We start from the raw sequence: 26,531 nt of genomic DNA, 5'->3' as shown, positions 1-26,531 counted from the left end.
CTTAACTCAATTGTTTTTTCTTTTTAATAAAACTAGCAAAAACCAAGATAATCATACCTGTTGTAACAAATACATCCGCCATATTAAAAATACCAGTTTTAAAAACACCACCCAAATCAATGAATAGGAAATCGGTAACAGAACTATAAACAATTCTATCAAAAACATTAGAAATACCACCACCTATAATACTTGAAAAAGCAAAAAGCGACCAATTATCTAAATTTTTGTCTCTTAAAATATATCGTAAAACATAGCCCAATACTAATAAGGGAAGAATAAGTAGTAAAATGATTCGTAAAGGTTTGTTTAATTCACTACCCATTCCTAAAAAAGCACCTTTATTTTCAACATTCATCATAATAAAGGCATCACCAATTAAAGAGATGCGTTCACTGGGTCTGGTTTCTGTTTGACCAATTATGTTTGCCCTAACAAGTACTTTTGAAATTTGATCGATAACAATAGTTAGAACAATAACTAAGGATATGAATGCTGACCGTTTTGATAACTTCATTTAGTTATTAGTATCTAGTGTTGCTGAAGCAGTTTGCGCTTCTCTATTAATCTTCTTTACTAAACCTTGAAGTACGTTACCAGGTCCAACTTCGGTAAATAAAGTAGCACCGTCTGTAATCATTTGTTGTACAGATTGTGTCCATCGTACCGGTGCGGTTAATTGAGAAATTAAATTTGCTTTTATAGCGGTTGGGTCAATTACAGCATTGGCTGTTACATTTTGATATATAGGGCAATTGGGTTTACTAAATGTAGTATTTTCAATGGCTGCAGCCAATTCTTCGCGAGCGGGCTCCATTAAAGGTGAATGAAACGCACCTCCAACAGGTAATACTAAAGCACGACGAGCACCTTCTTCTTTCAGTGCTTCACAAGCTTTGTTTATAGCTTCAACTTCACCTGAAATCACTAACTGACCTGGGCAATTATAATTCGCGGCAACAACAATACCTTCAGTCATTGAACATATTTTTTCAACAATATCATCATCTAAACCTAAAACAGCGGCCATGGTACTTGGCTGCAATTCACAAGCTTTTTGCATTGCTAAAGCACGTTGTGAGACCAATTTTAGACCATCTTCAAAATTTAAAGCACCATTAGCTACTAAGGCCGAAAACTCACCAAGTGAATGTCCTGCAACCATATCTGGTTTAAAACTGGCTCCCAAAGTTTTGGCTAAAATAACTGAGTGTAAAAATATAGCTGGTTGTGTTACTTTGGTTTCTTTTAAGTCATCAGCAGAACCTTCAAACATAGTATCTGTGATATTGAAACCTAAAATAGCGTTTGCTTGTTCGAATAATTCTTGTGCTAAAGGTGAATTTTCATAAAGGTCTAAGCCCATTCCTGAAAATTGTGCACCTTGACCTGGAAATATATATGCGTTCATGTTGGTTTAATTTATCATGCAAAAATAGAAATAAAATTATAACTAGAAGGTATTAGTTGCAGCTTCTGCGCATCGTTCTCCATCCATGGCGGCAGAAACAATACCACCTGCATACCCACCTCCTTCACCGCAAGGGAACAGGTTTGAAATTTGTGGATGTGCTAAGGTTTCAGTTCGAGGAATACAAACTGGGGATGAGGTTCTTGATTCAACGCCAACAATGTTAGCCTCTTCAGTATAATAGCCCTTCATTTTTTGACCAAAAGCCTGAAATCCTTTTCGTAATCTGCTTCCAATTAATTTAGGTAAAAGAGAATGTAAGGGAGCAATGTTTAAACCCGGTTGATAGGACGTTGGATTTAAGTTGCTTGATAATCTGCCTTCTACAAAATCGGTTAATCGTTGTGCAGGCGCTACTTGACTTCGTCCTCCAGATGTGAAAGCTAATTTTTCTAAATTCTTTTGATATTCTAGTCCTTTTAATGCTCCAAAATGTTCGTATTTAGGCAAATCTTTGTTAACATCAATTTCAACAACAATACCCGAGTTTGCGTATAAATTATTGCGTTTTGATGGCGACATACCATTAACAACCACTTCACCATTGGCGGTAGCTGCCGGAACTATAAATCCACCAGGGCACATGCAAAACGAGTAAACACCTCTGTCGTTTACTTGTTGAACCAAGCTGTAGGAAGCAGCAGGTAATAACTCATGGCGTTCACCGCTGCAATGATATTGGATAGAGTCTATGATATGCTGTGGATGCTCTACACGAACGCCCATTGCAAAAGATTTTGCTTCTACTGCAATTTGTTTTTTATGAAGTAAATAAAAAATATCTCTAGCAGAATGCCCCGTTGCTAGAATCACTTTTTCTACAGACATTTCTTCTTCTCCATTAAGTTGAATGGCTTGTATGGCACTATTTTTTAAAATAAAATCAGTAACGCGTGTTTCAAAATGAATTTCACCACCGTAATTCAAAATAGTTTCACGGATATTTTGAACCACTTTTGGGAGTTTGTTAGTGCCAATATGTGGATGTGCATCAATTAATATTTGTTCTGTTGCTCCATGAAATACTAAATTTTCAAAAATTCTGCGCACATCCCCTCGCTTTAAACTACGGGTATAAAGTTTACCATCGCTGTAGGTGCCAGCACCACCTTCACCAAAACAATAGTTCGAATCTTCGTTTATAAAATGGTCTTGATTTATAGCTCTTAAATCTCGGCGTCGATCTTGAACATTTTTTCCACGTTCTAGTACTATAGGTTTAAAACCAAGTTCTATGCATCGTAGCGCAGCATACATACCTGCAGGACCAAAGCCAATGATGTGGATAGGTTTTGCACTGTTGATATCTTTATAATCGAATTGATATTCAGAGGTTTTAGGTACGACTTCGCGAATATAAACGGCTACCTTATAGTTAAATATAATTTTTGGTTTTCTGGCGTCAATCGATTTACGTAGAATTTTTATACCAGTAATATCACTTTTATCTATGCCTAATTTTATGGCTGATTTTAAAACAAGTATATCACTAATTTCTTCTTCTTTTAGTGTAATTCGAATCTGAACCTCTTTTATCATTTGGTAAAATTACTTAAAATTGATTCTGAAGTTTAAAGTTTAATGAAGTTGCTTTCGAACTAATAATCTAAAAGTGCTATTATTCCGTTATACGAAATGAGTAACGAAAAGAAAAAAGCAGCATAAAGTCCAATATAAATGCTAAGACCTGTTTTGTAATCTTTCATAACTTTTTTGTTTTTTAACATTAGAATAATACCTAGTATAACTATAGGTAATACAAAAACATTAAAGACCTGTGACAAAATTTGAATTTCAATAGGATTTGCGCCAAATATAGGACCTATTAACGCTACTAAACATGCAACGGCAGTTATGATTCTAAATTGCTTCGAGTTTGTGTCTAATTCTCCTGATTGGTAATCCGCAATTAATAAAGGAGCAATTAATAAACATGGAAAAATAGAAGATAACCCTGCGCTTAATGCTCCAAAAAAGAAAATGGTAACAGCCCATTTACCAGCAACTGGTTCCAGAGTATTAGCCATATCAAGCACATGTGTTACCACTTTGCCTTCATGAAATAAAGCACCACACGCTACTGCCATTATAGTCCCACTTATCACAAAAATTAAAATAGCCGCCGTAATAGAATCTTTCTTTTGTTGTGGAAGGTTTTTTATAGTCCACCCTTTACCTTTTATAAAGAGAGGTCTTGATAAAAAAGTTGCGGCTGCCATGGTCGTACCAACAAAGGCTGCAACAAGCATTTTACCACCAGGAACTTCAGGAATAGTGGGGATTAATCCTTTTATTACATCTACAGGAAGTGGTTGTACAAAAAATAATGAAATTAAAAACGAAACACCCATGAGGGTTACGAATATTACCAATATTTTTTCAAAAAAGGTATATTTTCCAACAAGCATCAACAAATAGAATACAGTAATTATTATAATGGCTGTTAATAGAACTGTTTCATATTTATAAGGAACTAAGCTTTCAAAATTAATGGCTAATATTTCAAAAATAATATTTGATGAAATTCCTAAAATACCCATTAACGAATTCCATTGACCAAACGTGACACCAATAATTATTAATATGGCTAAAATTTTACCAAATTTCAAATGCTTTTTAAATCCGTAAAGAGCTGTTTCTCCTGTAATTAATGCAAAATTACCATATGCAAACATTAATATACCCGAAAACAAACAACTTAATAAAAGAACCCATAATAATTGCATACCAAATTTACTTCCAGCAACAATCATTGAGGTTACACTACCGGTGCCTATGGTATAACCAATGGCAAAAATACCTGGACCAAAACTTAAAATAATGGCAATAATTTTTTTTAATAGAGAATTTTTACTGGTTTCATCAGCCATAATTTTGTAGTTTCAGATTAATATTGTTTCCAGCAATGTATATTTTGAGTTAGTGTACTCATCATAATTTTATTTTCTCTCGTAAGATATAAAAGAAAATTCATAATCATGCTCTTCATCTTTCTTATGAAACGTATTTGATGTTTCTTTCCAAACTGAAGTATCAATTTTTGGAAAATACGTATCCGCTTCAAAGTTATGATGAACACGAGTTAATTCTATTTTATTCGCAAATGGTAAAGCTTGTCTATAAATTTCGCCACCACCTATTATAAATGGTTGTGAATCGTTTTTTGACGCGTCAATAGCATCTTCTAAGCTACTCACTACAATAACCCCTTCTGGAGCCTTATAGTTTTGTTGTCTGGTGATTACGACGTGAATTCTATTAGGTAATGGCTTTGGAAAACTTTCAAATGTTTTGCGCCCCATAATAATATGATGTCCGCTTGTTAAATTCTTAAACCGCTTTAAGTCATCACTTAAATGCCAAATTAATTTATTACCCAATCCAATAGCATCATTTTCGGCAGCTGCTACAATAATAGTTAGTTTGTTCTTTTTAGTTTTAGTTTGGGATTCGTTGTAAACTTCCGATTGTGCTATGAGAGTTTCTTCTTTTACAAACCCTGCTTTAAGTTTGTCTATGCGGGTTTGCTGTTTAGCAACTAGTTTTTCCAATTGGGCTTTTTCCCATGCTTTGCCCATAAATTTATGTGTAATAAAAACATTGAAAACATGATAAAGAAAAAAGAAAAGCCATATAAGAATAGCAAATAAAAACCACTCCTTACCAAATAATGTAACATCTTTACCAATACCCAATACAGTATTAGCAATAATTAAAAAGACGGCACCAATTAAAAAAACAACAAAATGTATGTACAAACGCTTTTTTTGTTTAATCCGCTTTTGAGCATTTTCGATTAACTCTAATTGGTCTTTATCTATTTGTGGTGTGGGTTTCTTTTTTCCAAACATAGTGCTAAAATAACGGCTGTAAAGTTAATGCTTTTTGATGATAATAAAATCAATAATAATTTATGTAAAATCAAGTTGATTTTCGAAATCGTTTTCGGTTAAAAGTGATTGATTATCAGCTAGAAACGTAATTTTTTTTGTTGATGATTATATAAATATTATGCTAATTTTTTTATTAACCAATAATTTATTTGAATTACAATTAACAAATTGATAATTTTTTCAAATCTCATAGCAATAAATACATACTAGTTAAGAAATGTTCCTAAATTTGCACCGTAAAACAACACTTTAAAATTTAAAAACATGTCTATTAAGAAACAATATTTAAAAAGTAAACCCGTGTGTAAAGTAACTTTTACTTTGCCTGCTGAAGACGCGAAAAAAGTATCAGTAGTTGGAAGCTTTAATGAGTGGAATGCTAAAAAAGCACCTCTTAAAAAATTAAAAAATGGTACTTTTAAAGGAACACTTGATTTAGAAACAGGAAACTCTTATGAGTTTAAATATGTAGTTGATGGTGTTTACGTTAACGATGATGCGGCTGATGCATACGCTTGGAATGATTTTGCTGGAGCAGAAAATAGCGTTGTAAACGTATAGTAATTCAACTTATACAAACAAAAAAGCACTCTCTTTATAGAAAGTGCTTTTTTATTTTCATGAAGTTTTTATTATTTTCTAATAAACTTCTTAGTTCCTTTTTTATCTCCAGTATTAAGTTCTATAAAATACATTCCAGTCTGTAAAGTACTAACATCAATTTTATTGCTTAAAAGCGTACCGTTAGTTATGGATTGCCCTAGCATATTTTTAATACTGTACTTTATTGAATTTCCAAACTCTTGAGGAATATTTAAATTTATTTCGTCAGTAGTCGGGTTAGGAAATAACGAAATATAATGACTGATATCATTAATATCATTTGTGTTTAATACATCTGTGATAATACTTTCATACATACCATTACCGTGCGTTCCAATTAACAAATGATTATCTGAAGGCCTATAAGCTAATGAGCTTACCAAAGCAAACCCTATTTCATCAGGAGACTCTCTAACCCAGTCTGTAGTTGTTGGATCTTGTGAGCTATACAATCCTCTAGCGGTACCAACAAAGTAAATAGTTTGACCAGAAACTTCAGCAATAGCGGCAGATCTTATAGAATGAGATGATAAGTTACGTTCAACCAATGTCCAGGTTGGGCTAGCATTTGTGGCATTAGTAGTTAAGAATATGCTTTCAGTTCCGTAATTTGAATAAGTTGCTAAAACAATATCTCTATTAGTTGGATGTATAGCTAATCCGGTAACAATAGATGGAAACTCTATAGTAGCCGTTGGTGGTGTAATATCAACCGCTGATGCAATAGATGCTGCATTTTGCGGATCATCTAATCTGTAAATATGTCCAGCATCACCGCCCATTAACAAATAACTAGTGGCTGGATTATATGTGCCTCTAGTTGTAGAAAATGTTTGAAAAGAGTCTAAATGGCTAAAAGTAGTATTAGTGGCACCCATATCAGTCCACGTACTTGCAGTCACATTAGTTGCGTCAGTAGTTCTTAAAAGTGTCTTTTCGGCAGCATAATAAAGTGCATTGTTGTTATCAGGATCTAAATAGAAATAAGTAACAAATTGACTCTCATAAGTAACTCCTGGGCTTTCTTCTGGGGTAATATTAGCAAATGTAGGACAATCTCTATAAAGCGTTCCATTTTGAACACTTATGAAGAATGGAATACAAGCATCATCTCTAGAAATAGCAGAGGCAGCCCCATCACCTGTACCAACATTGGTTTGAGTTGTTAAATCAGGTTGGCCATAATCCATTCCACCGGCGTTAGTTCCATTATCTTGTAAACCACCAAGAACAATATCTGACCCTGTAGCAGGATCTATAGCTACATGATAATATTGTTGGGTTTGGTAGTTATTATTTAAACTTGTCCAACCTACAGTAGGAGCTGTAATATTTGAAGTTCTATGGATGCCCCCATCAGTTCCAGATAAAAGAACATTGCTGTTAAAAGGGCTAAAAACTAAAGCATGAATATCGGGATGATTATTAGCATATTGAGCATAACCACTTGCAGAAGCATAACCACCAATACGTGTAAAAGTACCTGCGCCAGTAATATTGCTCATTTTATATGAATTTGTTCCACCAATAACCACAAAGTTTTCATTATCTGGTTTAACACTGACTACTAAATCATAACCACCTTGAACAGCAAATGGGTCGTTTCCATTTGAACAACCTGTTTCATCAGGAAGTTTACTTGAGTAATCGGTGTATGTTAATGTAGATTGATCCCACATCCATAAATCCGCCTCAATAGCAGGAGTTGTAGAACAATCGGAACCGTTTCCGTTAACAAATAAGGTGTATAATTTGTTTTGATTAGAAGGTGCTAAAGCCAAAACAACACGTCCTGCAGGTGTAAAATATGCTGGGTCAATCCCGTTATTATTTATTCTCGACCAACCGCCAACACCATTTGCTGAAGTCCATACTCCTTCTATAGCTGCGTCATGTGTTCCAGAGAAGGCAGCATAAACTCTACCTCCTGTTGTAATTACTACATCGGTTGCTCTATTAGTACTTGTGGCACCACCATCTATTTCTGTAGTCCAACTTCTATTATTGTATCTCATGATTCTACCAAAAGTAGCAGCATAAAGATTACCACTAGTTGGATGAACAGCTAGTTTAAAAATGATATCGAAAGGTGCATTGAAAACATCTTGATCGGAAGCTGTAGATGCAATTTGACTCCAAGTTAATCCACCATCAATTGATTGCCAAATGCCTTGGCCAAAGTAAAAAGAACCACTCAGTGAAGCAGAATTACCTAAACCTTCACCAGTAGCATAATACCATATATTTGTATTTGTAGGGTCTTGAGCTATAGAGGTAACATTATGTATTTCGTCATTTGCAGAAACTTTAGTCCAACTGGCACCTCCATTGGTTGTTCTAAATACACCACCACTAACACCACCGGCAATAATAGTATTCCCAGTGTTATCACTTTTATCTATAACGATGGTTCTAGTACGTCCGCCTAAATTACTTGCGCCTCTATTTATATAGGTTGTTTGAGGAACTTTACCTGTTAAGTTTTTTCTTAATTTAGAACTCGTTGCCTGTTTAAATTCTCGGTTTTTCTCTTCTTTTGGAATAACTCCTGTTAAAGGATTAACCTGTCTATAAAATTCATGTAAATTTCTGGCTTCATTATAAAGCGCTCTTTCTTCAAGTGTTTTTTTCTTTCCAGCGTGGGTTGGATTAATTGTCTTTCGTTCAATTTTAACAACTTTTTGAGTTGTTGTTGGGTCTTTTTTTGTAACCACAAATAATAACGAAATTAGTAAAAGTGATAATACAAATAGTAAAGTTTTTTTCATAGCATATTTTTAAGTTAAACAGCAACCACACCTTTAATGTGTGGATGTGGGTTATAATCAACTAAAGTGAAATCTTCAAAAGTAAAATCGAAAATATTGTTCACTTCAGGGTTTATAATCATTTTTGGAAGAGGTCTTATGTCTCTGGAAAGTTGAAGTTCTAATTGCTCATAATGATTACTATATATATGAGCATCACCAAATGTGTGTATAAATTCACCTGCTTGATAGCCGCAAACTTGAGCCATCATCATGGTAAACAAAGCATAAGAAGCGATATTAAAAGGAACTCCTAAAAAGATATCGGCACTACGTTGATATAACTGACATGATAACTTACCATTGGCAACATAAAACTGAAAGAATGCGTGACAAGGAGGAAGTGCAGCTTTTCCGTTGGCTACATTTTCACTAAACGATTTAGATGTGTCTGGTAAAACTGAAGGATTCCAAGCAGAAACCAACATCCTTCTACTATCTGGGTTGTTTTTTAAAGTATGGATAACTTCTTTTATCTGGTCAATCTCATCGCTATTCCAGTTACGCCATTGATGTCCATAAACAGGGCCTAAATTACCATTTTCATCAGCCCACTCATTCCAGATACGAACACCGTTCTCTGTTAAATAATTAATATTAGTATCACCCTTTAAGAACCACAAGAGTTCATAAATAATGGATTTTAAATGCAATTTTTTTGTGGTTACCATCGGGAATCCTTCACTTAAATCAAATCGCATTTGGTATCCAAAAACACTTTTTGTACCTGTACCCGTTCTATCTTGTTTTTCGTTTCCGTTTGCTAAAACGTGCTTTACTAAGTCGTGATATTGTTGCATTTAAATTGTCAATTTCTTAAAAAAAAATAAAAATATAAAAAACTATTAAGGTACTATGTTAAAACTTTGATTTTGCAGAAAAAGTTATTAACCTATAATCATACCTGCAATAGTTGCCGAAATTAAAGACGCTATGGTACCTCCAATTAAAGCTTTCATACCAAACTTTGATAACGTTTTACGCTGACCAGGGGCTAACGACCCAATACCTCCTATTTGAATGCCTATAGAAGCAAAATTTGCAAAACCACAAAGCATATAAGTTGCCATAATTATAGATTTCTCATAAGTAAGGTGAATGGAGTTTCCAACATTTTTTAAGTCGGCTAATTGAATGTAGCCAACAAACTCACTAGCGGCTAATTTAATACCTAAAAGCTGACCCATAAGTGCCATATCTTCTTTAGCTACACCAATTAACCACATAAGTGGTGAAAATATATACCCAAGAATAAACTCCAAAGACAAACTTTCATATCTGGTATTTTCAATTATCCAACTGTTTAATCCTGAATAATGGCCTATTTTTAAGAACCCGTAATTAATCATAGCTATAAAAGCTACAAAGACTAATAACATAGCACCAACATTTACGGCAAGCTTTAAGCCTTCTGTAGTACCATTGGCAATAGCATCTAAAAAATTAGAACCAATTTTTTCTTGTGAAACGCTAACATCTGTATTAACTTCCTCGGTTTGTGGATATAAAATTTTTGAAATGACTATAGCTCCAGGAGCTGCCATTACAGAAGCTGCTAATAAATGTTTTGCATAGAATAAGCGTAAAGCAGGATCGTCTCCACCAAGAAATCCAATATAAGCTGCTAATACGGCACCAGCAACGGTTGCCATTCCACCAATCATTACTAAAAGCATTTCAGACTTATTCATTTTTTCTAAATAAGCTTTTATTAAAAGCGGCGCTTCAGTCTGTCCTAAAAATATGTTACCCGCAACGCTTAAGCTTTCTGCCCCAGAAATTTTTAAGGCTTTTGTAAGTAACCAAGCCATAGCTTTTACTACTTTTTGAATGATACCTAAATAAAATAATACCGAAGTAAGTGCGGAGAAAAATATAATAGTAGGTAATACTTGAAAGGCGAATATAAACCCAAAAGTATCCATATCAACCACCAATCCTTCAAACAAAAATTTGCTTCCAGCTCTGGTGAATTCTAATACTTGAACAAATAAACCACCGATGAATTCAAAAATACTTTTAATAAATTCAACTTTTAAAACACCAATAGCTATAAGTAATTGAAAGGCTAATCCAATACCCACAATTTTCCAATTAATAGCTTTTTTGTTACTACTAAAAAGGAAAGCAATAAACACTAAAGTAATCATTCCTAAAATACCGCGCCACAAACTATTTATTGAAAAACCTTGACTAGGTATGATATCAGTTGATGACGTATTTTGTGAAGGCGAATGAGAAACGTTTGAGGTTTTTGCTTCAGTACTATTTGTTAAAACTGAATCAGGTGATTTAGTTTCAACGGTAGTAGTATTTTGATTTGTGTTTAATTGAGATTTTGAATTTAAATCTTGTGCTTGTGTGGTTAAAGTAAAAAATAAAATTAGGGAAACAAAAAACAAAAAATGCTTTCTCATAATTTAAGTTGGGTGTTATTCTCTTTTAGAAATTTCGTCGCGAATCCGTGCGGCTTTTTCATAATCTTCGTTTAGCACAGCTTCATCCAATAAATTATGAAGTTCTTTTAAAGTTTTGCCTTTAAAATTTTCTTTTGTCTCTTGAGGTTCTAGTTCATTAGCTACCAAATCATCCATCAAAATACTATCTTGATTTTCTTCGTCTTCGTCTTTCTTTTTTGGGTTTACTTTAAGATAAATCCCTGCTTTATCAAGAATATTTTTATAAGTAAATATAGGCGCTTGAAATCTAAGAGCTAAAGCAATAGCATCACTGGTTCGAGCATCGATAATTTCTTCAATTTTATCGCGTTCGCAAATTAAACTAGAATAAAATACACCATCAACCAGTTTATGAATTATAACTTGTTTAACAATAATATCAAATCTATCTGCAAAATTTTTAAATAAATCGTGTGTTAATGGTCTAGGTGGACTAATTTCTTTTTCTAAGGCAATGGCAATAGATTGTGCTTCAAAAGCACCAATTACAATAGGGAGTTTTCTGTCCCCATCAACCTCGTTTAAAATCAAGGCATAAGCGCCATTTTGGGTTTGGCTATAGGATATTCCTTTAATATTTAATCTTACTAAACTCATATTTTATAAAAACGCAAAGAACTGTTTAAATTCGGACTTTACCAACTACCTTAGGCAGATTAAGATAAAATGCTAATTTAAGCAGTTCAATACGATACTAAGATACAATTTATAAAAAATAATTTTATTGTTGTGCTTTAAAAGCCTTTAATTTTTCAATAAGTTGTGGGACTACTTCAAAAGCGTCTCCAACAACGCCATAATCTGCGGCCTTAAAGAAAGGAGCTTCAGGATCTGTATTAATAACTACTTTTACTTTAGAAGCATTTATACCGGCTAAATGCTGAATTGCTCCCGAAATACCTATAGCTATATAAAGGTTTGAAGCGACAGGTTTTCCTGTTTGTCCAACATGCTCGCTATGAGGTCTCCAGCCTAAATCTGATACTGGTTTAGAACATGCCGTGGCAGCACCTAAAACATCGGCTAACTCTTCAATCATACCCCAATTTTCAGGACCTTTTAATCCACGTCCAGCAGAAACTACAATTTCAGCGTCTGCTATCGTTACTTTATCCGTAGCTTTATCTACAGATTCAACCCTGACGCTTAAATTTGGAATTGAAGGGGAGAACTCTTCCGCAGAAGCACTACCATTACTTTCAACCAATCCGAAAGAATTGTTAGAAACACCAACAATTTTCACATCGGTATTTATCTGAGCTATTTCAAAAGCTTTATTTGTGAACGCTGAACGTTTTATTGTAAAAGGACTTGTGCTAGAAGGTGCTTCAACAACATTAGAAGCATAACCTGCGTTTAATCCAACAGCCAATAATGGTGCTAAATATTTGCTATCTGCACTAGAGCTTACAATTACAACTTTTGCTCCTTCTTTTTCAGCAGCCTGCTTAATAACAGAGGCATAGGCATTTGCATTAAATGTTTCTAACTGCGAGTTTTTTACATTTAAAACTTTATCAACACCATAGTTCCCAAGAGTTGAAGTATCATTTGCATTTATAGCAATAGCAGTAACGGTCGTTCCTAATTGAGACGCTATAGCTTTTGCATAGGAAGCCACTTCCAATGCGGTTTTTTTAAATGTTCCTTTTTCTGATTCTGTATATACTAAAACTGACATATTCTTATTTTTAAATCACTTTAGCTTCGTTATGAAGCAAGTTTACTAATTCATCTAAATTATCTGGTGACACCAATGTAACCGCACCTTTAGGAGCAGGTTTTTCAAAAGAAACAGATGTTGTTTCAGGGCTTGCTTCAATCGGTTCAACAACAGATAACGGTTTTTGACGCGCCATCATAATACCTCGCATATTTGGAATACGTAAGTCACTTTCTTCAACCAATCCTTTTTGTCCACCAATCACTAATGGTAATGATGTTGAAACAGTTTCCTTTCCACCATCAATTTCTCTTACCGCTTTTGCAGAAGTGCCATCGATTTCAAGGCTTATACAATTATTTACAAAGTTAGCTTCTGTTAATCCTGCAATCATTCCTGGAACCATTCCACCATTATAATCAATGGACTCACGACCAGCAATTATCAAATCGTAACCACCATCTTTTGCAACATTGGCTAATTGTTTTGCTACCGAAAAACCATCAGTAGCTACAGTGTTTACTCTTATTGCCGCATCCGCACCAATAGCTAGTGCTTTACGAAGCGTAGGCTCTGTTTCTGGTCCGCCAACATTTACAACGGTTACATTAGCACCTTGCTTTTCTTTAAACCACATAGCTCTGGTTAATCCAAATTCATCGTTTGGGTTAATTACAAATTGCACACCGTTAGTGTCAAATTTGGTATTACCATCGGTAAAATTAATTTTTGATGTAGTGTCTGGTACATGACTTATACACACTAATATTTTCATAATTTATGTATTAAAAATGTCTGATTTTTTTCGTGGCTACGAAGTTAATTATTTTATTTTGAAAAATACTATGCACGCATAATAAAATTTAAAAAAATCTTTTGAATAAGTACGTCATTTATTGTTATTTTTGCTACTTGATATTAAAAGAACCTTAATGAAGACAATTCAATTTAGAGAAGCTATTTGCGAAGCAATGAGTGAGGAAATGCGCAGAGATGAAAGCATTTATTTAATGGGTGAAGAAGTAGCCGAGTATAATGGTGCATACAAAGCATCAAAAGGTATGTTAGATGAGTTTGGACCAAAGCGTGTTATTGACACTCCAATTGCAGAACTTGGATTTGCGGGAATAGCAATCGGTTCAACCATGACTGGAAATAGACCAATTGTTGAATATATGACCTTTAACTTCTCTTTAGTTGGAATAGATCAAATAATAAACAATGCGGCAAAAATCAGACAGATGTCTGGTGGGCAATTTAACTGTCCTATTGTTTTTCGTGGACCAACAGCGTCTGCAGGACAATTAGGTGCGACACATTCACAAGCTTTCGAAAACTGGTTTGCAAACACTCCAGGTTTAAAAGTGGTAGTACCTTCAAACCCATATGATGCTAAAGGTTTACTAAAAGCAGCTATTCGAGATAACGATCCTGTTATTTTTATGGAAAGTGAGCAGATGTATGGTGATAAGGGTGAAGTGCCAGAAGGCGAATATATATTGCCTTTAGGAGTTGCCGATATTAAACGTGAAGGAACCGATGTTACTATTGTTTCTTTTGGAAAAATAATTAAAGAAGCTTACAAAGCAGCAGACGAACTTGAAAAAGAAGGTATTTCTTGTGAAATTATTGATTTACGTACGGTTCGTCCAATGGACAGAAAAGCAATTATTGGATCTGTTAAAAAGACAAATCGTTTAGTAGTTCTAGAGGAAGCATGGCCATTTGGTAATGTGGCAACCGAAATTACTTACTTAGTACAAAGCGAAGCGTTTGATTATTTAGACGCCCCTATTGTAAAAATTAATACAGCCGATACACCAGCTCCATATTCTCCAGTTTTATTGGAAGAATGGTTGCCAAATAGTGATGATGTTATTAAGGCTGTAAAAAAAGTATTGTATAAATAAATTATAATTTTTTACGTTATATAAACTTCATTAGCATGATTGTTGATGAAGTTTTTTTGTATTATGAATGTAAAACTCCTCTTTGCCCTTTTCTTCCTTGGAATTTTTTCCTCATTTTCTCAAACCAAAGTTAGTGGTTATGTATTTGATGAATTTAATGAACCGGTTTCTTTTGCAAACATTATTTTCAAAGGCTCAACCCAAGGTACAATTACCGATGAAAACGGAAGGTTTTACTTAGAGTCTGACGAAACTTGGGAGGCGCTAACAGTTTCATTTATTGGTTATGAAACTTTAATTATTCCATTAGATAAAAAAGTAAATTATAACTTAAAATTCGTTTTAAAGGAAGAGGCAGATCAATTAGATCAAGTTTTTATTGTTTCAGGAAAGCAGTCAAAAAAGAATAACCCTGCCATAGATTTACTTCGAAAAATATGGGAAAACAAACGTAGTAACGGTTTAAAACAATTCAAACAATACGAATACGACAAGTACGAAAAAGTAGAGTTTGATATAAATACCATTGATAGCGCACTTATTAAAAGTAAACTTTTTAGAGGTATGGAGTTTGTTTTTAATCAAGTTGATACCTCACGTGTAACAGGTAAAACCTATTTGCCTATGTTTATTAATGAAGCTATTTCTAAAGTGTATGGTGACAACCTCATTAATAAAGAAAAGGAAGAATTAAAAGGAAATAAAAACTCTGGATTTAGCGATAACCAAGTTATTATTGATTTTGTTGACGATTTGTATTCCGATTTTAATGTTTACGACAACTATTTAAAATTTTTCGATAAAAGCTTTGTAAGTCCGCTTTCAAGAACTGGTATTAGCACCTATAACTATGTTTTAAAAGACAGTGCTTTTATAGATAATAAGTGGTGTTATAATATTATTTACTATCCTCGACGTAAAAACGAACTTACTTTTAAAGGCGATTTTTGGGTGGCTGATACAACATATGCCATCAAAGAAATTAAATTACAAGCATCAAAAAGTGCAAACATAAATTGGGTAAAGGAAATATACATAGAGCAAGAATTTGAAGTTTTGAACGATTCACTTTTTCTTGTAAAACGTGACTACATGATGAGCGATTTTGCTTTTAATAAAAAAGAAAAATCTAGAGGTATTTATGGTAAAAGAACTACACTTTATAATAATTATAAGTTTGATATAGAAAAGGATAAAAAATTCTACGAAACTGAGGTTAATAATTATAATGTAGATGTTTATAATAGAGATGATATATTTTGGGAAGAAAACAGATTTGAAGCCTTAAATAAGGATGAGCAAGGGGTTTATAAAATGTTAGACACTCTTAAAACGGTTAAAAAATTCAAACGACTCTATAATTTAGGAAGCATTTTAGCATCAGGATATATTGAGTTTAATACACTGCCGTTAGATTATGGTCCTATATTTTCAACTTTTGGATTTAATGAAGTTGAAGGACTTCGTTTGCGTACAGGTGGACGTACTTATTTTGGTAGAAATGATTTATGGCGTTTAGAAGGGTTTTTGGCATACGGATTTAGAGATGATAAATTTAAATACGGTATTTCAGGTAAATGGTTAATCGATAAAAAGAGCCGCTTAATAATTTCTGGAGGGAATAGGCGCGACGTAGAACAAATAGGAGCAAGTTTAACCACTTCAACCGATGTTTTGGGAAGAAGTTTAGCTTCCTCATCGGTGGTTGGTACTAGTGCTAATGATAAATTAACATCTATTAATTTAACGAGTTTAGCACTGGAGATAGAGCCTTTGCGAAATGTTATATTTAGACTTGGAGGTGATTATAGAACGTTAGAGTCGGCGTCTCCTACTTTTAGCTTAGATTATAACACTCCAACAGGAGTAGAATCTGAAATTAAGCAGTTTGAAAGTTCTTTATCGGTGTCTTATTTTCCAAAAAGAAAAATGACTGGTTTTGGTGTTGAACGAAAAATAGCCAACGATTACTTTGCTCGACTTTTTGCAAAAGTAAGTGTGGGCGATAAAAGCATTTTTAATAGCGATTTTGACTATACTAAGGTTCAGTTTTCATATACACAGCCATGGCAAATGGGAGGTTTTGGAAGACTGAATACGACCATTGAAACTGGTAAAACTTTTGGTGAGGTACCACTGGGCTTACTTAGTGTTATTCCAGGTAACCAATCGTATTTTTCAATATATAATACCTTCTCTCAGTTAGACTTTTACGAATTCGTATCTGACGAATATGCTTCGTTTCATTTTGAGCATAATTTTAATGGTCGCTTCTTTTCAAGAATACCTTTTTTACGAAAGCTAAATCTACGTGAAATTGTAAGTGTAAGAGGTGTTATGGGGAATATTTCAGACGAAAATAGGGCTCTTAGCAATGTGCCGAGTAATCCTAATAATCTTCAATTAAAAGCCCCGAACAAAGAACCCTATTACGAATACAGTTTTGGTGTTGGTAATATCTTTAAAGTGTTTAGAATAGATTTTAACTTTAGAGGAAATTATAAGGATAAAGTATTATATCCCGAAGCCAGAAAATTTGGTATTACTGGCTCTTTTGGGTTTTATTTTTAATAGTTTCATTTAAATTTAATTATAAGGAAATTTTTAAAATTCTTATCAAGGTGATGCTTAGCTTATTTAAAGGCACTAAGTATTTTTCGTATTCTTAAAGTAAAACATATTAATTATTTTTCTTATCCTTAAAACTATCAAACTCACTTTTAGTATCCATTTTTGGAAAAACGTTATTTCCCATATTGGTATCGGCAAATTCAAAGTTAGGGTCTAAATTTACCTTGCTAACTTCCTTCTCTTTTATAAATGTTTGTTGTATTTCATATTCGTTACGTCTCCAAACGGTTGCCGGCAAAGTGTCAATCTCTGAAGTGCCATCTGTAAATACCCATTCAATAGTTACTGGCATAACTAAACCACCTACGTTTTTAACAGTAATTTCATAGATGTTTTTTCCAGATAACTGTTTGCGTACTTCAGTCTCATCAAGTCGGGATAAAAACTGACCATAAGCATTATCAGGAGTTGAAGTCATTGTAATCACTTCGGGACCATTTGAAAAATCTTTGGCTTCAGCACTTGCACTTTTGCCATCTGCTTGAATTTTTATTTTTGATGATTTGGTTTGGTCTTCAATATTGGTGTTTTCTTCAAAAACTTTAAACCATTTTACATTACTAAGTTCCATATCTACATGGTCGGTAGTAAAAAACCAACCTCTATAAAACCAATCTAAATCGGTTGCGGTAGCATCCTCCAAAGTTCTAAACAAATCTGCGGGATTAGGGTGTTTATATTTCCAACGGTTTGCATATTCTTTAAAGGCTTCATCAAAAAGCTCTTTGCCAATAATGGAGTTTCTTAGCATTTGCAAACCTACTGTAGGTTTTAAGTAAAAATTAGCTCCAAACTGGCTCATCAATTCGTTGTCAGAAGTGGTCATAATAGGACGCAAAATATTTTTATCACCACTCATAAACGGCACAATACTTTTTGGCGTTACACTATTAAAATCGGGGTATCGTTCAGCAACGGTTCGTTGATGCAAAAAGGTGTTTAAGCCTTCGTCCATCCACATCCATTTGCGTTCGTCTGAACTTACAATCATCGGGAACCAATTATGTCCAACTTCATGAATAATGGTTCCAACCATACTTGCTTTGGCACCATCACTTATTTTACCATTTTTCGGACGCCCACCATTAAAGCTAATCATCGGGAATTCCATACCTATATTAGAGGTGTTTACTGAAATACAAACAGGGTACGGATAATCAAAAGTTGCCTCTGAATACACCTCTAAAGCATGCATAATGGCTTTAGTTGACTCTTCTTGCCATACGGGTAAACCTTCTTTTGGATAAAAAGACATGGCCATAACTGTGTTGGTTGGCAGCTTTACAGCTTGGGCATCCCATATAAATTTTCGTGACGATGCAAAAGCAAAATCTCGAACGTTGTTTGCATTAAATTTCCAAGTTTTTTGTTTTATTGCTTTCTGTTTTTCGTTGGCTTCCGCTTCTTCTTTTGTAATAATCATTACGGGTTTATCGAATGAATTTTTAGCATCTTCTAATCGTTTGCGTTGTATTTTAGTTAATACAGATTCAGTATTTTGAAGTGATCCTGTTGATGCAACAACGTGATCTTCTGGTACAGTTATTTCTACCTCGTAATCCCCAAATTCTAATGCAAATTCTCCTAATTTTTGAAATTGCTGATTTTGCCAACCTTCAGTATCATTATAAACAGCCATTCTAGGAAACCAGTGTGCAATAAGGTAAACGGTATTATCATCTTCAGGAAAATATTCGTAACCTTCACGTGATAATAGATACATGCTACGGTCTGTAATTGGGTAAGACCATGATATAGAAATATTTGTAGATTCACCAGATTTTAATGTCGAATTCAGCTTTACTTTCATCATGGTGTTGTTAACTAAAGTTCTTAAATCATTATTGCTACCATCTTTTACATATTTAATAGTATATCCAGCAGGAAAGTTAATGGCTCGCGTTAAAAACTGCATTTGTCTCGTCGTCATAGAATCCTTCACGTTATTATTTATAGCACCAAAATCTTCATTCCCTTTTTTGTTAACATTTTGCTCAAGCTGTATCCATACATAACTTAAATCATCCGGCGAATTATTAAAATACGTAATGGTCTCTTCTCCAGAAATGGTATTATTTTTTTCGTCAAGAGTAGCTTTAATTTTGTAATTAGCTCTTTGCTGCCAATAATTTTTACCCGGAGCACCACTGGCAGAACGGTAAGTGTTTGGTGGCGAAATCATGTTGTCAATAGGTTCAAACTTACCTTGCCATGGTTGTGTTTGAGCGTTTGTAATTGAAAAGGAAAAAACTGTAAGAAAAGCTAAAAGAACTACTCGTGTCATTTTTTTAATTATTTGTTTTAGTCTCGTGCAAGATAATAAATATTTAATGCGGTATATGTTAAATTCATGGTTTGCCATGTCGTAAGATTAATGCATAATATATCATATAAAACATTGCGATTTTATTGCTTTAAGGATAAGTGTTCAGTACATTTGCAAACTGCAATTAAGGATGATTTTATACAAAAAAGTATAATATAAAATAATTAAAAATGAGTGATAAAAAGACTAAAAAAGTATCGTTTGATGTACTTATTGAAATACCCAAAGGGAGTAGAAATAAATACGAGTACGATTTTACTTTAAATAAAATTCGATTTGATAGAACATTATTTTCGTCAATGATGTATCCAGGAGACTATGGGTTTGTACCAGAAACTTTAGCATTAGATCAAGATCCTTTGGATATTTTGGTGTTATCAACAGAGCCTTCCTATCCAATGGTGGTTATGGAAGTAAGACCTATTGGTGTATTTCATATGACTGATGAAAAAGGACCTGATGAAAAAATTATTTGCGTACCAGTTTCGGATCCAGTTTGGAGTAAAAGAAGCGATATTTCAGATTTGAACCCACACAGGTTAAAAGAAATTGAACACTTTTTCCAAGTATATAAAGATTTAGAAAAGAAAAAAGTTGATGTTGGAGGATGGGGAAATGCTGAAGAAGCCATCAAAATTTATCATGAATGTGTGACACGTTACGAAGAAAGTGAACACAAGAAAAAACGAACATTTACCATATAAATTATTAGATCAATAAAAAAAAGACAAAAAAATGAACCATCTTTAATTAAAGGTGGTTTTTTTTATCACTTATATTTCTCTATTTTTACCCCCGTTAAAAAAATAATTAATTTAAAACTAACTAACTTAATATGGAATTAGTAATAAAATTTTTACCACTTTTTGGTGTATTAGCACTTTTATTTGTTTTTATAAAAAGCGCATGGGTTTCTAAGCAAGACCAAGGGACTGAAAAAATGATAAAAATCGCCAAAAATATTGCTGATGGAGCTATGTCTTTCCTAAAAGCAGAATACAAAATTTTATCAGTTTTTGTGGTTGCAGTTGCTATCTTATTGTACTTTAAAGGTAATGCAGAAGACGGGTCAAACGGAATGGTAGCGGTATCATTTATAGTTGGAGCCATCTGTTCAGCATTAGCTGGTTTTATAGGTATGAAGGTTGCTACTAAGGCTAATGTAAGAACAACCAGTGCTGCAAGAACTTCTTTAGGGAAAGCTTTAGAAGTCGCTTTTGCTGGAGGTGCCGTAATGGGACTTGGAGTTGTAGGACTCGGTGTTTTAGGATTGAGTGGTTTATTTGCTATTTATAGCGAAATGGGTTGGGGACTTAACGAAGTTCTTAACGTGCTTTCAGGATTTTCTTTAGGAGCATCTTCCATTGCTCTATTTGCACGTGTTGGAGGTGGAATTTATACAAAGGCTGCCGATGTTGGTGCAGATTTAGTAGGAAAAGTTGAAGCTGGTATTCCAGAAGATCACCCGTTAAACCCTGCTACTATCGCAGATAACGTTGGTGATAACGTAGGAGATGTTGCTGGTATGGGGGCCGATTTATTTGAGTCTTATGTTGGGTCAATAATCGGAACCATGGTATTAGGAGCTTTTATTTTAACGCCAGATTTTAATGGACTAGGAGCGGTATACTTACCTTTAGTATTAGCTGCTGTTGGAATTATAATGTCTATAATAGGAACATTCTTTGTAAGAGTTAAAGATGGTGGAAACCCACAAACAGCATTAAATATTGGTGAGTTTGGTTCTGCAGGTTTAATGGTTGTTGCATCTTACTTTATTATTAATGCTTTATTACCTGAATCTGTTGAAGGGTTACCGTTTGGTGCTATGGGAGTTTTTTGGGCAACTATTGCTGGTTTAGTAGCTGGTTTGGCTGTTGGAAAAGTAACCGAATATTATACAGGTACAGGAAAAGGACCTGTAAATTCTATTGTAAGACAATCAGAAACTGGGGCAGCTACAAATATAATTGCAGGTTTAGGCATTGGAATGATGTCTACAATGATTCCTATTCTTTTAATTGCTGCGGCAATTTTAGTATCACATCATTTTGCCGGATTATACGGTATTGCTATTGCCGCAGTTGGTATGTTAGCAAATACAGGAATTCAATTAGCAGTTGATGCTTATGGACCAATTTCTGATAACGCTGGTGGTATAGCTGAAATGGCAGAATTACCAAGCGAGGTTAGAGAACGTACTGATAAATTAGATGCTGTTGGAAATACAACTGCTGCGATTGGTAAAGGATTTGCGATTGCTTCTGCTGCATTAACGGCTTTAGCATTATTTGCTGCTTTTATGAAAACCGCTGGTGTAACTGCAATTGATGTATCTCAACCAGATATTATGGCAGGCTTACTTGTAGGTGGTATGTTGCCATTTGTATTTTCTGCTTTATCAATGAATGCGGTTGGTCGTGCTGCTATGGCTATGATTGAAGAGGTACGTCGCCAATTTAAAGATATTCCTCAGTTAAAAGCTGCCTTAGAGGTGATGCGTAAGTATGATTCTGATATGAGCAAAGCATCAAAAGAAGATAGAGCCATTTTTGACGCCGCTGATGGTTATGCTGAATACGGAAAGTGTGTTGATATTTCAACAAAAGCCTCCATTAAAGAAATGGTTTTACCAGGACTGTTAGCTATTGCTGTTCCTGTAGCTGTTGGTTTTATTGGTGGAGCTGAAATGTTAGGAGGTTTGTTAGCTGGGGTAACAACTTGTGGTGTACTTATGGCAATTTTCCAATCAAATGCAGGTGGTGCATGGGATAATGCTAAAAAAACTATTGAAGAACAAGGTAAAAAAGGAACTGAGGCACACAAAGCTGCTGTTGTAGGAGATACTGTTGGAGATCCTTTTAAAGATACTTCAGGACCTTCATTAAATATTTTATTAAAACTAATGTCTGTAGTAGCCTTAGTTATTGCGCCTAGTATTGCTTTATCTTCAGAAGATATTGCTGCATATAATTCTTCTAAATCTAATGAGTTGACTGAAATTTCAAAAGAAGTTAAAGTTGAAATGAATAAGAATGAAGACGGAACCGTTAAAGCAGTAGTTACAACAGTCACTACAAAAAACGGTGAAAAATCAACCGATTATCAAACTTTTGAAGGAACAGAAGAGGAAGTAAAGACAAAAATTGAAGCTTTTAAAGGTGATGCAGAGGATGTCAACATAAGAGTAAAAAAGGTTGTAAAAGAAGAAATGACGAATTAAATAAATGCATTTTTATAATTTAAAAAAACCACGTTTTTAAGCGTGGTTTTTTTTGTATTTTTATTCAACTTTAAAAGCATTCAATGTTTAAAAAAGACGCGCTTCAAATAATTGCCTTTCAAACTTATGGGACTTCAAATCATTTGTATTTAAGAGGAAGAGCTATTGAAGACGAAAGCATTAATTTGGAGCAGAAAGGCTTGTTTGCATTATTTTTAAATTCATGGAAACGTTTTGAAACCGATGAAATAAAAAACACACCTTTAAAAGTAACCTTGCCCAACGGAGCTATTTTAAAAACATCTACTGATAACCATGGTTATTTTAAAATAGATGAGAAAGTTAATGGTTTAGACGCCCTTACTAATAATGAAGACTGGCTCAGCTATGAAGTGTCTTATAATGATGTAAATATTAAGCGTAATATTCAAAATGCCAACCGATTTCCTGGTGAATTATTAGTTCCTTCTTTACAAGCAGATTACGGGGTTATTAGTGATATTGATGATACAATTCTTCATACAGGCGTTGTTTCTACTTTAAAATGGAAAGTTTTAATCAATAGTATATTTAAGAATGCTGCAAGTAGGATACCTTTGGAGGGGGCAGCAGAGTTTTATCATAAACTACATAGAGGGCAATCAGGTAATAATGCTAATCCAATTTTTTATGTAAGTCATAGCCCATGGAATTTATATCGCTATCTTGAATTTTTTCTTAAACAGCATAATTTTCCTAAGGGACCTATTTTATTACGAAGCTTTAAAGATATTTTTAAAAAGAAACCTCAAGGCGATAAGCCACAAAAGCAAAAAGAAATTTTAAATATTTTAAAAACTTACCCAGATTTAAAATTTATATTAATTGGTGATAGTGGGGAGTACGATGCTGACATTTACATTGAAATTGCGAGAGAGTATCCCACTCAAGTTTTGGCCATATATTTAAGGAGTGTTAAGCACAAAAAAAAGATGCTCCGAGTTAGGAGTTTATTTGAAGATTATAAACAAACTCCTGTATTGATGGTGGAAAATAGTAATCAAGCCATCGAGCATGCAAAAAAGTATGGATATATTATTTAAAATTTTTAGTTAAATAATACAATTGTATTCCAAAACTTCCTATATTTGAATTGGTTAACCAATTTGGTTAACCAAAAAAAACATAAGTCATGAAAAATTATTTATTTTTAATAGTATTGTTTATTGTAATTAATGTCAACTCTCAAGTTGTTAGCAATAACACCGAACTTCAAAATGCTATAAATGCGGCTACTGCTGGCACTACAATTGTATTACAAAATCAAACATGGACTAATATTCAAATAAGTATTAACAAAACAGGAACTTTAGAAAACCCAATCACGATTAAGGCTGAAACTCCTGGGAGTGTCTTTTTTGAGGGTGTTACCAATGTAAAACTGGGAGGAAGCTACATATATTTCGAAGGTGTTGTATTTAGAAATCCCCCTGCTACAGTAAGTACTGGTACTGCATTAATAGACTTCAGAACTTCTAGCAGTTCTCTATGTAACAATTGTAAGGTTACAAATATAAAGATAGACGCTTTTAATCAAGGAGCCTCTCAGCAAACCAGTGTTTTTAAATGGATTTTGTTGCGTGGGGCTAATAACGAAGTAAGCTATTCTTCTTTCCTGGGAAAGCATGGTGTAGGCAGTATCATTAATGATAATAGAGACTCGTCTGACCCTAATTATCATAAAATACACCATAATTATTTTGCAAATAGAACACCACAGGGTACTTCTGTAGTTAATGATGATAACGACCAAGATGCTATTAGAATTGGGAGTAGTTCAACATCATTATCAGATTCATTTACTGAAATTTATGATAATTATTTTTACAATTTTGTTGGTGAAATTGAAGTGATTTCTAACAAAAGTGGGAGCAATAAATATTACAATAATACATTCGAAAATTATTCAGGAGCATTAACTTTGAGGCATGGTGATAACTGTGAGGTTTTTAATAACTTCTTTTTGGCAAATGGTCAGTCATTTAGTGGAGGTATTCGTATGATGGGCGAAAACCATAAAATCTACAATAATTATGTGCAAGGTACCAGGGCTAAATATCCTAATAACACGAATACTAACGGTCTTGCTGGGATTAATATTCACAATGGAATTTTAAATAGCCCACTAAATGGATATTATCAGGTAAAAAATGCGACTATTGTAAATAACACCTTTGTAGATTGCGATTTAGGGATTAGAGTTGGGGCTACATTTAGTGCTGGTACTCAAAATCAGCCACCTCAAGATGTAATAATTGGCAACAATATCATATATGAAAGCACCAATAGAGCTATACAAGTAACCACACAGCTTATTGGAGCTTCGTCTAAGTATGAGAATAACATTAAGCAAAATGGTACTTTTGATTCTTTTGGTTCCGTGTCAGCTACAGGTAATATAAATGTAACTTCTGGGTTGTTAGTTTCAGGAACTGATTTTTACACAGTGCCTGTTGGAAGCGCAGCTATAGATTATGGAGCTGGAACATATTCGTTTTTAACCGAAGACATTCTTGGTGGTATTAGAGAAGTAGCGTTTGATGCTGGTGCCGAAGAATATGGTGCTGGAGGAACTAGAGAACCTTACAAACAATCGGATGTAGGCATTGTAGTAGGTTTTGGCGCATCGGGGACTTTATCTAATAATGAAAAAGTCTATGAAAAGGCTGTTTTTAAAATTTATCCCGTACCTACAAAAAATCAGGTAACGGTGTTTTTATCAAACAACATATTAGAAACTATAGAAATATTTGATCTTGCGGGTAAATTACTTCTGAAAAAAGCAAGTAATTCTAATATTGAAACAATTAACATAAGTAATTTATCAAAAGGAATATACATCCTTAAAGCAAATAATTTTAGGAGTAAGTTTGTTGTAGAATAGTTGGTTTAAAACAGCCCGTTTATCTCTGCATCAATAGTATTTATTATATGACCTAAATCTTCTGGATTATCAACAAAATCTAGTTTATCTACATCTATAACAAGTAATTTTCCTTTGTCGTAACCATGAATCCATGCTTCATAGCGTTCATTCAAACGGCTTAAATAATCGATGCTTATAGAGTTTTCGTAGTCGCGACCACGTTTGTGAATTTGGGATACTAAATTAGGAATGGTACTGCGTAAATAAATAAGCATATCCGGACCTTTTACCAACGACTCCATTAAATCGAAAAGCGATTTGTAATTTTCAAAATCACGATTAGTCATCAAACCCATGGCGTGTAAATTCGGAGCAAAAATATGCGCATCCTCATAAATGGTCCTATCTTGAATAATGTCTTTACCGCTTTGATGAATTTGAAGAACTTGCCGAAATCTACTATTTAAAAAGTAAACCTGTAGATTAAAGCTCCAACGTTCCATTTGATTATAAAAATCGTCTAAATACGGATTGTCTACAACATCCTCAAGTTGCGCTTCCCATTTGTAATGTTTTGCTAGTAATTTGGTAAGCGTTGTTTTTCCAGCGCCAATGTTTCCGGCAATAGCAATGTGCATGA

Annotated in this window: 20 protein-coding genes; 7 read left to right on the top strand and 13 right to left on the bottom strand. The window is 33.9% G+C overall.

What is annotated here, in order from left to right:
• Position 1: 1 nt before the first annotated feature.
• From lspA to L3X39_RS00890, 5 genes are all read right to left on the bottom strand, one after another.
• Positions 2-517, bottom strand: a complete 516-nt coding sequence (lspA, locus tag L3X39_RS00910) for a signal peptidase II (protein WP_237229492.1) — start codon at positions 515-517, stop codon at positions 2-4.
• Positions 518-1,411, bottom strand: a complete 894-nt coding sequence (gene fabD / locus L3X39_RS00905; RefSeq protein ID WP_237229491.1) for an ACP S-malonyltransferase — start codon at positions 1,409-1,411, stop codon at positions 518-520.
• A gap of 42 nt (positions 1,412-1,453) precedes the next feature.
• The gene (locus tag L3X39_RS00900; protein WP_237229490.1) at positions 1,454-3,010 is read right to left on the bottom strand and encodes an NAD(P)/FAD-dependent oxidoreductase; all 1,557 of its coding nucleotides are present in this window, start codon (positions 3,008-3,010) and stop codon (positions 1,454-1,456) included.
• A gap of 59 nt (positions 3,011-3,069) precedes the next feature.
• Positions 3,070-4,341, bottom strand: coding sequence for an Nramp family divalent metal transporter (locus L3X39_RS00895; RefSeq protein ID WP_237229489.1), 1,272 nt, complete (start codon positions 4,339-4,341; stop codon positions 3,070-3,072).
• Between the two features lie 69 nt (positions 4,342-4,410).
• On the bottom strand, positions 4,411-5,322 hold the full coding sequence (locus L3X39_RS00890) for a dihydrofolate reductase (RefSeq protein ID WP_237229488.1): 912 nt from the start codon (positions 5,320-5,322) through the stop codon (positions 4,411-4,413).
• Positions 5,323-5,628: 306 nt separating this feature from the next.
• On the opposite strand from L3X39_RS00890, the gene L3X39_RS00885 reads away from it, so the two are divergent.
• Positions 5,629-5,925 carry an isoamylase early set domain-containing protein gene (locus L3X39_RS00885; protein WP_237229487.1) on the top strand — a complete coding sequence of 99 codons (297 nt, stop codon included), beginning with the start codon at positions 5,629-5,631 and terminating at the stop codon, positions 5,923-5,925.
• 71 nt (positions 5,926-5,996) lie between these two features.
• Here the strand turns inward: L3X39_RS00885 and L3X39_RS00880 are convergent, their stop codons facing one another.
• From L3X39_RS00880 to L3X39_RS00855, 6 genes are all read right to left on the bottom strand, one after another.
• A complete protein-coding gene (locus L3X39_RS00880) occupies positions 5,997-8,735 on the bottom strand; it encodes a T9SS type A sorting domain-containing protein (RefSeq protein ID WP_237229486.1) in 2,739 nt (912 codons plus the stop codon).
• Between the two features lie 14 nt (positions 8,736-8,749).
• On the bottom strand, positions 8,750-9,574 hold the full coding sequence (locus tag L3X39_RS00875) for a thymidylate synthase (protein WP_237229485.1): 825 nt from the start codon (positions 9,572-9,574) through the stop codon (positions 8,750-8,752).
• Between the two features lie 87 nt (positions 9,575-9,661).
• Entirely contained in the window at positions 9,662-11,191 is a 1,530-nt protein-coding gene (locus L3X39_RS00870; RefSeq protein ID WP_237229484.1) for a NupC/NupG family nucleoside CNT transporter, read from the bottom strand.
• Positions 11,192-11,206: 15 nt separating this feature from the next.
• A complete protein-coding gene (locus L3X39_RS00865; protein ID WP_237229483.1) occupies positions 11,207-11,830 on the bottom strand; it encodes a bifunctional nuclease family protein in 624 nt (207 codons plus the stop codon).
• Positions 11,831-11,954: 124 nt separating this feature from the next.
• Positions 11,955-12,914 carry an electron transfer flavoprotein subunit alpha/FixB family protein gene (locus tag L3X39_RS00860; protein ID WP_237229482.1) on the bottom strand — a complete coding sequence of 320 codons (960 nt, stop codon included), beginning with the start codon at positions 12,912-12,914 and terminating at the stop codon, positions 11,955-11,957.
• Positions 12,915-12,924: 10 nt separating this feature from the next.
• Positions 12,925-13,671: an electron transfer flavoprotein subunit beta/FixA family protein gene (locus tag L3X39_RS00855; protein ID WP_237229481.1), complete on the bottom strand. Its 747-nt coding sequence runs from the start codon at positions 13,669-13,671 to the stop codon at positions 12,925-12,927.
• Between the two features lie 157 nt (positions 13,672-13,828).
• Between L3X39_RS00855 and L3X39_RS00850 the strand changes: the two genes are divergently transcribed.
• On the top strand, positions 13,829-14,806 hold the full coding sequence (locus L3X39_RS00850; protein WP_237229480.1) for a pyruvate dehydrogenase complex E1 component subunit beta: 978 nt from the start codon (positions 13,829-13,831) through the stop codon (positions 14,804-14,806).
• Between the two features lie 63 nt (positions 14,807-14,869).
• Positions 14,870-17,377 carry a DUF5686 and carboxypeptidase-like regulatory domain-containing protein gene (locus L3X39_RS00845; RefSeq protein WP_237229479.1) on the top strand — a complete coding sequence of 836 codons (2,508 nt, stop codon included), beginning with the start codon at positions 14,870-14,872 and terminating at the stop codon, positions 17,375-17,377.
• A gap of 109 nt (positions 17,378-17,486) precedes the next feature.
• On the opposite strand, the gene L3X39_RS00840 is transcribed toward L3X39_RS00845, so the two are convergent.
• A complete protein-coding gene (locus tag L3X39_RS00840; RefSeq protein WP_237229478.1) occupies positions 17,487-19,721 on the bottom strand; it encodes a M1 family metallopeptidase in 2,235 nt (744 codons plus the stop codon).
• Between the two features lie 212 nt (positions 19,722-19,933).
• Here L3X39_RS00840 and L3X39_RS00835 point away from each other — a divergent pair, with 212 nt between their 5' ends.
• From L3X39_RS00835 to L3X39_RS00820, 4 genes are all read left to right on the top strand, one after another.
• Positions 19,934-20,467, top strand: a complete 534-nt coding sequence (locus tag L3X39_RS00835; protein ID WP_237229477.1) for an inorganic diphosphatase — start codon at positions 19,934-19,936, stop codon at positions 20,465-20,467.
• A 131-nt stretch (positions 20,468-20,598) separates the two neighbouring features.
• Complete coding sequence (locus tag L3X39_RS00830; protein ID WP_237229476.1) at positions 20,599-22,986, top strand: sodium-translocating pyrophosphatase; 2,388 nt, start codon at positions 20,599-20,601, stop codon at positions 22,984-22,986.
• Between the two features lie 83 nt (positions 22,987-23,069).
• Positions 23,070-24,068 (top strand): App1 family protein phosphatidate phosphatase, encoded by a 999-nt coding sequence (locus tag L3X39_RS00825; protein WP_237229475.1) that lies wholly within the window; start codon positions 23,070-23,072, stop codon positions 24,066-24,068.
• Positions 24,069-24,157: 89 nt separating this feature from the next.
• A complete protein-coding gene (locus L3X39_RS00820; RefSeq protein ID WP_237229474.1) occupies positions 24,158-25,909 on the top strand; it encodes a chondroitinase-B domain-containing protein in 1,752 nt (583 codons plus the stop codon).
• A 5-nt stretch (positions 25,910-25,914) separates the two neighbouring features.
• On the opposite strand, the gene L3X39_RS00815 is transcribed toward L3X39_RS00820, so the two are convergent.
• Positions 25,915-26,529: a deoxynucleoside kinase gene (locus tag L3X39_RS00815; protein ID WP_237229473.1), complete on the bottom strand. Its 615-nt coding sequence runs from the start codon at positions 26,527-26,529 to the stop codon at positions 25,915-25,917.
• Between the last annotated feature and the right edge of the window lie 2 nt (positions 26,530-26,531).

It is taken from the genome of Flaviramulus multivorans (assembly GCF_021728415.1).
Classification (GTDB): domain Bacteria; phylum Bacteroidota; class Bacteroidia; order Flavobacteriales; family Flavobacteriaceae; genus Sabulilitoribacter; species Sabulilitoribacter multivorans.
The sequence above is the reverse complement of the archived record's forward strand: the minus strand, read 5'-3'. Positions and strand labels throughout refer to the sequence as shown.

Excerpts from the sequence above, each read along its gene's own strand:
- L3X39_RS00865 (WP_237229483.1), bottom strand. The coding sequence starts at position 11,830 with ATGAGTTTAGTAAGATTAAATATTAAAGGAATATCCTATAGCCAAACC.
- L3X39_RS00895 (WP_237229489.1), bottom strand. The coding sequence starts at position 4,341 with ATGGCTGATGAAACCAGTAAAAATTCTCTATTAAAAAAAATTATTGCC.
- lspA (WP_237229492.1), bottom strand. The coding sequence starts at position 517 with ATGAAGTTATCAAAACGGTCAGCATTCATATCCTTAGTTATTGTTCTA.
- L3X39_RS00840 (WP_237229478.1), bottom strand. The coding sequence starts at position 19,721 with ATGACACGAGTAGTTCTTTTAGCTTTTCTTACAGTTTTTTCCTTTTCA.
- L3X39_RS00890 (WP_237229488.1), bottom strand. The coding sequence starts at position 5,322 with ATGTTTGGAAAAAAGAAACCCACACCACAAATAGATAAAGACCAATTA.
- L3X39_RS00830 (WP_237229476.1), top strand. The coding sequence starts at position 20,599 with ATGGAATTAGTAATAAAATTTTTACCACTTTTTGGTGTATTAGCACTT.
- L3X39_RS00835 (WP_237229477.1), top strand. The coding sequence starts at position 19,934 with ATGAGTGATAAAAAGACTAAAAAAGTATCGTTTGATGTACTTATTGAA.
- L3X39_RS00815 (WP_237229473.1), bottom strand. The coding sequence starts at position 26,529 with ATGCACATTGCTATTGCCGGAAACATTGGCGCTGGAAAAACAACGCTT.
- L3X39_RS00875 (WP_237229485.1), bottom strand. The coding sequence starts at position 9,574 with ATGCAACAATATCACGACTTAGTAAAGCACGTTTTAGCAAACGGAAAC.
- L3X39_RS00860 (WP_237229482.1), bottom strand. The coding sequence starts at position 12,914 with ATGTCAGTTTTAGTATATACAGAATCAGAAAAAGGAACATTTAAAAAA.
- L3X39_RS00855 (WP_237229481.1), bottom strand. The coding sequence starts at position 13,671 with ATGAAAATATTAGTGTGTATAAGTCATGTACCAGACACTACATCAAAA.
- L3X39_RS00820 (WP_237229474.1), top strand. The coding sequence starts at position 24,158 with ATGAAAAATTATTTATTTTTAATAGTATTGTTTATTGTAATTAATGTC.
- L3X39_RS00885 (WP_237229487.1), top strand. The coding sequence starts at position 5,629 with ATGTCTATTAAGAAACAATATTTAAAAAGTAAACCCGTGTGTAAAGTA.
- fabD (WP_237229491.1), bottom strand. The coding sequence starts at position 1,411 with ATGAACGCATATATATTTCCAGGTCAAGGTGCACAATTTTCAGGAATG.
- L3X39_RS00850 (WP_237229480.1), top strand. The coding sequence starts at position 13,829 with ATGAAGACAATTCAATTTAGAGAAGCTATTTGCGAAGCAATGAGTGAG.
- L3X39_RS00880 (WP_237229486.1), bottom strand. The coding sequence starts at position 8,735 with ATGAAAAAAACTTTACTATTTGTATTATCACTTTTACTAATTTCGTTA.
- L3X39_RS00870 (WP_237229484.1), bottom strand. The coding sequence starts at position 11,191 with ATGAGAAAGCATTTTTTGTTTTTTGTTTCCCTAATTTTATTTTTTACT.
- L3X39_RS00825 (WP_237229475.1), top strand. The coding sequence starts at position 23,070 with ATGTTTAAAAAAGACGCGCTTCAAATAATTGCCTTTCAAACTTATGGG.
- L3X39_RS00900 (WP_237229490.1), bottom strand. The coding sequence starts at position 3,010 with ATGATAAAAGAGGTTCAGATTCGAATTACACTAAAAGAAGAAGAAATT.
- L3X39_RS00845 (WP_237229479.1), top strand. The coding sequence starts at position 14,870 with ATGAATGTAAAACTCCTCTTTGCCCTTTTCTTCCTTGGAATTTTTTCC.